At 73.4% G+C, this 1,686-nt stretch carries 2 protein-coding genes; both read right to left on the bottom strand.

The genetic code is table 11. From position 1 onward, the window contains the following. A partial coding sequence (locus OOT08_RS13735; protein WP_442916253.1) for a DUF2207 family protein occupies positions 1–1,080 on the bottom strand: 1,080 nt, incomplete at its 3' end. A gap of 78 nt (positions 1,081–1,158) precedes the next feature. After that, positions 1,159–1,686 (bottom strand): DUF2207 domain-containing protein (locus OOT08_RS13730; protein ID WP_325093353.1); only part of this gene is annotated, 528 nt, incomplete at its 5' end.

The following is a 1,686-nucleotide window of genomic DNA, read 5'->3' as shown; positions in this document are numbered from 1 at the left end:
CGAGAAGCTGCCACCGCTGGCCCCGGTTCCCGGGGCGCTCACCGCGGTGTTCGCCTGCGTGCCGAAGGTGCCGAGGGAAGCCGCAAACGCCGCCCCCGTGATGGGCTGCGAGCTCGGGTACCAGAGCGGGCGCAGCTCGGCCGTTTCGTAGGCGCGGCCCAGCTCCTCGGCCCAGCCCCGCTCGATCCCCCAGAGCACCGCATAGGGCAGGAGCCGCTCGGTCAGCCGCACCATCTGCCGCGTGTCCGCCACGTCGATGCGCTCGGCCCCCGCCACGCTCTGCAGCATCGCGAAGCGGTCGGCCTCGGCCAGCTCAACGTAGCGCTTGATGCCCTCGATTTCCTCGTGCAGCTCGGCGCCCGCCCGGGTGCGGCGGACGGGGCGCACCGCGAGGATCGCCCCGGTGCACAGCACCACCAGCCCCAGCAGGACCGCGACGACGCCGACCCAGCTCCCGGCGCCCGCGACCAGGATCACGATTCCCCCGAGCACGCTGAGCAGCCCAAGAACCACGGGGAGGAACCTCAGCCAGGCGGGAAAGCTGCCCGGGGCGGCGCGCGTCAAGCCCCGGTCGGCGAGCTGCGCCGCGAGCGGCTCCGCGAGCGAGTCGACCCGCTTCGCGCGCTTCGCATTCGCGGTGTGCAGCGGCAGCGTCTGGCCGGGGGCCGGGTCCTCGCCGTAGAGCGCGCGGACCGTGTCCCGCTCCAGGCCGCTCAGCCCGTCGGCGGAGACGAACTGCAGGGCGAACTTGGGCTTCGCAGGCTTCGTGCCGAGGTCCTGGATCCGGACCGCCCCGCGCACCGCCAGATCAACGATGGTCGCGGGCAGGGCGGCCTGTTGCCGCTCGATGAGCGCCCCCGCCTCCGCCAGGCTGAGCCCGGCGGGCGGGGCATACTGGGCCACCACGATGCCGCGGCCGGGCTCGTGGCCCCACACCCGGGACCGGACCATCGCTGACCAGGCGAGCCCTCCGGCGGCGAGCGCCGCGAGCGCGCCGGGCAACCAGGTGGCCCACCAGGCGGTGCCGGGGGCCTCCGGGATGACGAAGGTGCCCGGGGTGAAGCCGAGCGCGACCGTCATGGTCTCTTCCGGGGCCAGGGCGCCGTCGCTGTCCGCGAGGAAGCGGGCCGGGTCGGCGGGATCGGGCGCGATCCGGCACTATTCGGTGTCGCCCTGCCCGCCGCGGTAGCAGGCGGCCTCCCCCGTGAGCCGCTCGCTCAGCTCGGGGGTGAGCCGAATTTCGGCGCTGGCGCGCTCGAAGGTCTGCGCCCACGCGACCCCGTTGGTGTCCCAGTAGAACTCCTCGGCGCGGGTGTCGGCGAAGGCTCGGACCGTGTTGCGCTGTTCGTAGCGCAGCACGAAAGTCTGCTCCCCGCGGAGGAAACGGTCGTCTCCCGTGGCGACCATGAGGGAGCCGTTTTCTTCCCAGGTCTCCGTGGGGACGGGGTGCCCCGCTTCGTCGGTCACCGAGGTGAGCGTGGTGCCAAGTTCGACGCCGTCGTAGTCGAGGGGGATGGCGCGGACGATACCCCGGTTCTGGTCCCGGTCGGGAAAGCGGGCGACGAGGCGTTCCTCGGTCGTGAGGCGGGCCGCGCCGTCCGGGCCGCGGCTGAGGGAGTACTCGGCGTGGTGTTCGGTGAAGACGAAGTCGTCGACGTCCCCGTCCGGCTGGGCTGTCCGTGCGAG

Origin of the sequence: Leucobacter sp. M11, from assembly GCF_035726885.1 — a bacterium.
Classification (GTDB): domain Bacteria; phylum Actinomycetota; class Actinomycetes; order Actinomycetales; family Microbacteriaceae; genus JAPFRB01.
Note: the sequence above shows the minus strand (reverse complement) of the source record. Positions and strands in the feature narration are given on the sequence as shown.